This window comes from Sphingobium cupriresistens, assembly GCF_004152865.1.
Classification (GTDB): domain Bacteria; phylum Pseudomonadota; class Alphaproteobacteria; order Sphingomonadales; family Sphingomonadaceae; genus Sphingobium; species Sphingobium cupriresistens.
Map to the genome: position 1 here is coordinate 1 of NZ_SEOO01000079.1, position 5951 is coordinate 5951.

A 5951-nucleotide genomic window follows, 5' to 3' on the forward strand; every position below is an offset into this window, starting at 1 on the left:
AGGGCCATTCTGTCATCGGTCATCGTCTTCTTCTCCAGGTTCGAGTTCGCATCCGAACCCTACCAGAAGATCGACGGTGGCCACCCTCTCAGGGAAACCTTCCTACACCACCCCGTGGGACACGACCACCGATCTCGGACGACCGAATTTGGGGCGCCAACCGTCTGGCTGCTCGATTGATTTCAATGACCGGTTCCGGCCTGATTTAGGTGCACAGGCTGGAAAAGCAGACTGTCAGCACCTGGTGCCCAGAAATAGGCGGCTGAGCGTCTGAGAAGGGTCGGTTTTGCCGATCGCTACACGCGGCGTAGTGGGACTTTCCTGCCGTTCTGACGTAAAGTGTTTAACGGCAGGGCTCGCCAATACCCGACGTCCGGTGCTTCCCCGACTGGCCAACTAAGCGCGACCGGATAGGCTTCCTAAATTGGCTGAGAACGCAACTCGCCGCTTGTTCCGATCCCGCACTGCCTCCACAAGCGTCCTCATAACGATAGGGAGAAAGAAATTGCTATTCCACACGATGGTAGGCTCCAATGACATCGAGCGATCGCGGCGGTTCTACAACGCGGTTTTGGGTGCTCTGGGGGTGCCAGAGCCGATGATCAACATCGCTGGAAGCGGACATACGCGCCTCTTCTACCCGAACCAGGGCGGAACCAACTTCATCGTCACCCAGCCGATCAACGATGAACCTGCCACCGTGGCGAACGGGAGCACCGTTGCTTTCTCGTGCAATTCGCCCGAGCAAGTTCAGCGATTTCATGATGTAGCCGTAGCCAATGGCGGGACGTCAATCGAAGACGCTCCTGGCCCGCGGGAGTCCGCGATGGGAACTATCCACCTGACTTACGTGCGCGATCCCGACGGCAACAAGCTTTGCGGGATCCACATCCCCGGATAGCATTTTTACCCCTCTCTGGACCGGCCCACCGAGCGATTAGGCGTTTCGTAGGGCCGGTCAACCTCGACCCATAAGTGGTCAAAAGTACCGCCGATGTGATATCGGGAAAGGGGCATGGGGGCTTCAGGCGCAATCAGAAATTCAATTTGGAAGCGTGAACGACTGGGCCTGGGTCGGTTGCCGCTGGCGCCTCCCAGGTCTGCTTGGTCAGTTCGCGTTTCTCGATCAGCGCAACTGACTGTCCTTACTGCCTCTCCGGTTGATTCCTGCGGTGCGCATCTGCCGGTCTCGTATCGACTGGCAGGAGATGCACGTACGAATGCCAGCCAGCACCTCGCGTCGCGCTTTCGGAATCTCCTCGCCGCAGTCATCACAATATTCGGCGCCCCCGCCAATCGGCAATCGCGCCCGCGCGCTGAGCACCGCGTCTTTCACCGTGTCGTCTATCTGATCTTGGATCGCACCGTCGCGCGCCCAGCCGTTGGCCATAGTACCGTCTCCTCGTTGTGAACTCGGCGCCGGCCGAACACCGCGTCCTAAATGGTTGCTGGCCGGGGGTCTGAATCTGCCCCGGCGGCAAGATGACCGCGTCATTGCTGTGCCCTTGGATGCTATCACCGCCAAGCAGCCAGGTGATCGCTCACAGAGTGGCCAACCTTACAGCTTATGTGGGGATTGTCCTGCCGTCTGGCAACTGCCCGGTCGGCCGTGTCGGACGCGAGTGCCTACGGCACCCGCTACCCGCTTTGTGTTCGGCAAGCAGAGGCGTATGAGGCTTGGGCCATGGCCTCGCGCTATCGCTGAGCGGAGTACAGGCCATCCATATTACCATCTTTGCGCCCTCGAAGGTGCACCTGCTCGAAATCGCCGGTATTCGCGATGCGCTGTTCGAAGCCAATTGCAAAATCGGGTCAGGACCCCATTACACCGTCGAACTCGTCACCGAGCATGGAGGCGTTGCAGACACCGCTTCTGGCGTAAAATATGTGGCTGATGCCAGCATCGACACTGCGGCGCCGAACTGCGACACGCTGATCGTCACCGGGCCTTATGGGTTGCCAGCACGCCCGAGTGTCCCCGTGATGCAATGGCTGCAGGATCAGACCCGGCAATCCCGGCGCTATGGATCGACCTGTACCGGCGCTTTCCTGCTCGCGCACGCCGGATTGCTGGCAGGACGCCGTGCCACGACGCATTGGGAATATGCGGATCGTTTGGCGACTGACTTTCCCGACATCAAGGTCGAGCCCGACCAGATCTTCGTCCGCGATGGACTGGTGTTCAGTTCCGCCGGGGTAACGGCCGCGATCGATCTGACGTTTGCCCTGATCGAAGAGGACCATGGCCGGGCGCTCGCGCTCTGGGTGGCACGCCGCCTCGTCGTCTTTCTAAAGCGGCCCGGGGGTCAATCGCAGTTCAGCGATGCCCTGACCGCTCAATCTGCCACCAGCAGTCCGATCGACCGGATCAAGCTGCACATCCTAGAATACCCCCGCGGGGAACTGGCCCTCGAAGCGCTCGCCGAGGTGGCGAGGGTGGGACCGCGCCAACTATCCCGGCTATTCCACGCCGAGCTGGGTTGGAGTGCAGCCACCTATGTTGAGATGACGAGGATCGATATTGCCCGACGTTTGCTGGAAGACAGCAGCGCGCCGCTCAAGACGATCGCGTATGCCGCTGGCTTCGGATCAACGACGACTCTGAGGCGCGCTTTTGTGCGCAGGATCGGTGTCACCCCGACAGAATATCGCCAGCGATTTCAGACCTCCGGGTCTGGCGCGGCAGGCAAAGACGAAAGTGCCGCCGATTTGTCCTGAAGCGCCGCCCTGCGATCATTGAAGGTTCGGCTGAGGGTTTGCATTGTCGAACCTGGAGGCCAGACAATGCGAATTGACCGCGCTGCTTTTTGCGCAAAGACGAACTGGACCGGAGTTCTCAACGGCATTGACGGCGATCCCTGGACGCGCCATGGCGCATGACGGAAACGACGGCAAGGGCGTACCGCAAGGCGATTTTGGATTCAGGCCCAAGCAATGGGACTGCCTGGACCGGCCATCGGACGATTCCGATTCCATTTCGGCTGCATATGGGTTGGCCCTGGACCACGTCGGTGATGGCGTGATGGTCGCGGACATGCGTCAGCGTGGGCACCCTATCGTCAAGGTCAACGCGGCGTTCGAGGCGATTACCGGCTATGCTGCAGCCGAGGCCATCGGCAAGAATTGCCGCTATCTTCAGGGCAGCGACCGCCTGCAGCCCGAAATCGCCGAAATCCGCACTGCCCTGACCGAAGGTCACGCCTGTTCTGTGACGCTGCGCAACTACAAGCGCGACGGCACGATGTTTCGTAACGCGCTGCGACTGGTGCCGCATCGGGATGCATCTGGGCAGATCACGCACTGCGTCGGCCTGATCCGCGACGTCACCTGCGCATCAGGCGTTGATCGCCTGACTGGTTTGCTCGACCGCTACGGCCTGCTCGACCGGCTGGCGTCGATCAACGTGGCCGCAGGATCCGCTGTGCTGCTGCTCAAGCTCGACATCATGCGGTTTCATGATGTCAACAACGGCTTTGGCTATGATATCGGTGATGCTCTCTTGCGAGCGGTCGCGGGGCGCCTCGCGACAATGCCATCGGTCGCCTTAGCGCGGGTAGGCACAAACAGCTTCACGCTTGCCTTCGAGCTCGGCGATGCTGAACGCGCCGCCGACATGGTCGACGATGTTCTGAGCCTGCTGCAGCCCCGCTTCATTCTGCCCGGCGCGGCACTGACGACCCAGTTCGCTGCGGGCTACACCGTCGGATCTATCGGGTCGGATCCGCTCCAGCTCGTTCGCCAGGCCGCGGCAGCCTTGCAGCGATCCAAAGCGGTGGCTTCACACCCTCCGCATCGCTTTGCCGCGGCGGACGAACGCGATGCGTCCAATCGCATCCGGTTGGCAAATGATCTGCAGGCTGCAATTCCGAATGAGGAACTGCTGTTGCATTATCAGCCTCAGGTGGACCTGCATTCTGGAAACATCGTGGGTGCCGAGGCCTTGCTGCGATGGAACCACGGCGTGTTCGGGCTGCAGTCCCCAAGTCGGTTCATCGGCGTTGCCGAGGAGACCGGCGCGATCCTGGACATCGGGGCATGGGCAATGCGAACGGTTGCTCAGCAGGCAACGCGGATCAACGACGGACGACACACACCGATACGTTTTTCCTGCAATGTGTCGGTGCTCGAATTCACCCGCAGGGACATGGTGGCTTTTGTCGAGCAGGTGCTCGCCGAGACCGGCTGTCGTCCCGAATGGCTGACCCTTGAGCTTACCGAAAGCCTCATGATGCCCGAGCCTGCGGAAGTCCTGCGCGTGTTTCGCGACCTGCGCGGCTTGGGCGTTGAAATCTCGATCGACGACTTCGGGACCGGATACTCCAATCTGCGGTATCTGGAACGTTTCCCGCTGACCGAAATCAAGATCGATCGCAGTTTCGTGCGCAATGTCGTTCACAGCCCCGCCAAGCAGGTGATCGTCGAGAGCATCATAAAACTAGGCGGAGTGCTGGATATTCGCGTCGTCGCCGAAGGGATAGAGACCGACGCGGAGCTCTCCGTTATGAGATCCCTCGGCTGCTCGGTCGGACAAGGTTATCTCTATTCTCACCCACTCGATATCACCGCGTTTGACGCTTTCATCAAGGATCACGCGATCCCGCGCGACCAAGCACAGCAGGGCCGCCTTCTGACGATGCTCAATGACAATCGCGCGTCGCACACGGCAGGTCTTCCGGAATGAAGGTGGTTCAACCAGAATGCTTGCCTGCATCGGCGTCGCAAACGTACCGCTGTCTCAATTTACCTGAGTCGACCGCGCCTCAACGGCCCTCGCTGTCGGTCGAATGAACCGCGGCTTTGCGAAAATGTTACGCAGGATCAGTCTACCTCATCGCGGCGTCGATAGGACAGCTTTGATCAGGAGCAGACATTCACTTTGCCTATTTTGAATGACCGCGACATGGTCAGCACATGCCTCGTAGGAATTTACCGATTGGGCCGACAGGCGTTCTTCAGATGGCCAATTATGGCCAATTGGAGAACAATCATGGAGATGCCTGAAACAGAACCCACTGCCACCAAACGTCAGGTCTGGAATGCGGGAAGGACCGTCGGCGCCAAACGTGCCCTGAAACCGAAGCAGATATGGGAGATCCGATTTTATCTCAATCAGCGGCGCCGCCTGCGAGACCGGGCGCTGTTCGATCTCGCGATCGACAGCAAGCTACGCGGTTGCGATCTCGTCCGGATGAAAATCGGCGACATTGTGAGCGGTGGGCAAATACGAACGCGTGCAATAGTGATGCAGCAGAAAACGGCTCGACCCGTTCAGTTCGAACTGCTGCCCGACGCCCGGGCCAGCTTATTGGCATGGCTTGAACGTCGGGGTGGCACGGTAGACGATTATGTCTTCCCAAGTCGTGTGGATCATAGTGGCCATCTCAGCACTCGCCAGTATGCCCGGCTTGTGGATGAATGGGTCAAGGGCGTCGGCTTGATGCCAAGCGATTATGGCACCCATTCGCTTCGCCGGACAAAGGCATCTATCATCTACCGGGCAACTGGCAACCTGCGCGCTGTCCAGATCCTTCTTGGTCATAGCAAGATCGAGAATACGGTGCGCTATCTCGGAATCGACGTGGAAGATGCGCTTGCCCTTGCCGAGAATACCGAAATTTGACCAATCGGCTCCTCGCTCTGGCGAGGGGCCAACGTCACAGCGCTTGGGACAAACCGGTCGTTCCTCGCCGATGTGTGGAACGGCAGGTCTGGTCAGAACCCGACATCCCTTGTTTGCCCAACGGGAATTGCGGATGTCAGATAACATACCGATAGCTAGTGATGGCGTCCGGGTTAATCCCAGCGTGGTGACAAAGGTCCTCTTTGTCAACGGCGGAGCAAAAGTCGGCCATTCGGCGGCGTAAAACCAGGCCATCGTGTTACATGCCGGGGGGAGTGGCGTGAGGGCGTAGCCCGAGGGCCACTCCCCCCGGCATTGGTGTAATTTTCAG

General features: G+C 59.6%; 6 protein-coding genes. 5 read left to right on the top strand and 1 reads right to left on the bottom strand.

The window, feature by feature from the left end:
* Both EWH12_RS22555 and EWH12_RS21260 read left to right on the top strand, forming a co-directional pair.
* Nucleotides 1-180: hypothetical protein (locus EWH12_RS22555; protein ID WP_207212467.1), on the top strand; the 180-nt coding region annotated here is incomplete at its 5' end.
* Nucleotides 181-505: 325 nt separating this feature from the next.
* Nucleotides 506-901, top strand: a complete 396-nt coding sequence (locus EWH12_RS21260; protein WP_129927752.1) for a VOC family protein — start codon at nucleotides 506-508, stop codon at nucleotides 899-901.
* A 225-nt stretch (nucleotides 902-1126) separates the two neighbouring features.
* Here the strand turns inward: EWH12_RS21260 and EWH12_RS21265 are convergent, their stop codons facing one another.
* Entirely contained in the window at nucleotides 1127-1390 is a 264-nt protein-coding gene (locus tag EWH12_RS21265) for a DksA/TraR family C4-type zinc finger protein (RefSeq protein ID WP_129927753.1), read from the bottom strand.
* 287 nt (nucleotides 1391-1677) lie between these two features.
* On the opposite strand from EWH12_RS21265, the gene EWH12_RS21270 reads away from it, so the two are divergent.
* The 3 genes from EWH12_RS21270 to EWH12_RS21280 all read left to right on the top strand — a co-directional run bounded on the left by EWH12_RS21270 (nucleotide 1678) and on the right by EWH12_RS21280 (nucleotide 5620).
* A complete protein-coding gene (locus EWH12_RS21270; protein ID WP_242496164.1) occupies nucleotides 1678-2718 on the top strand; it encodes a GlxA family transcriptional regulator in 1041 nt (346 codons plus the stop codon).
* Between the two features lie 73 nt (nucleotides 2719-2791).
* Nucleotides 2792-4681: a GGDEF domain-containing phosphodiesterase gene (locus EWH12_RS21275; RefSeq protein WP_129927754.1), complete on the top strand. Its 1890-nt coding sequence runs from the start codon at nucleotides 2792-2794 to the stop codon at nucleotides 4679-4681.
* A 306-nt stretch (nucleotides 4682-4987) separates the two neighbouring features.
* Nucleotides 4988-5620, top strand: a complete 633-nt coding sequence (locus EWH12_RS21280; protein ID WP_129927755.1) for a tyrosine-type recombinase/integrase — start codon at nucleotides 4988-4990, stop codon at nucleotides 5618-5620.
* The last annotated feature ends 331 nt before the right edge of the window (nucleotides 5621-5951 follow it).

Excerpts from the sequence above, each read along its gene's own strand:
- EWH12_RS21265 (WP_129927753.1), bottom strand. The coding sequence starts at position 1,390 with ATGGCCAACGGCTGGGCGCGCGACGGTGCGATCCAAGATCAGATAGAC.
- EWH12_RS21280 (WP_129927755.1), top strand. The coding sequence starts at position 4,988 with ATGGAGATGCCTGAAACAGAACCCACTGCCACCAAACGTCAGGTCTGG.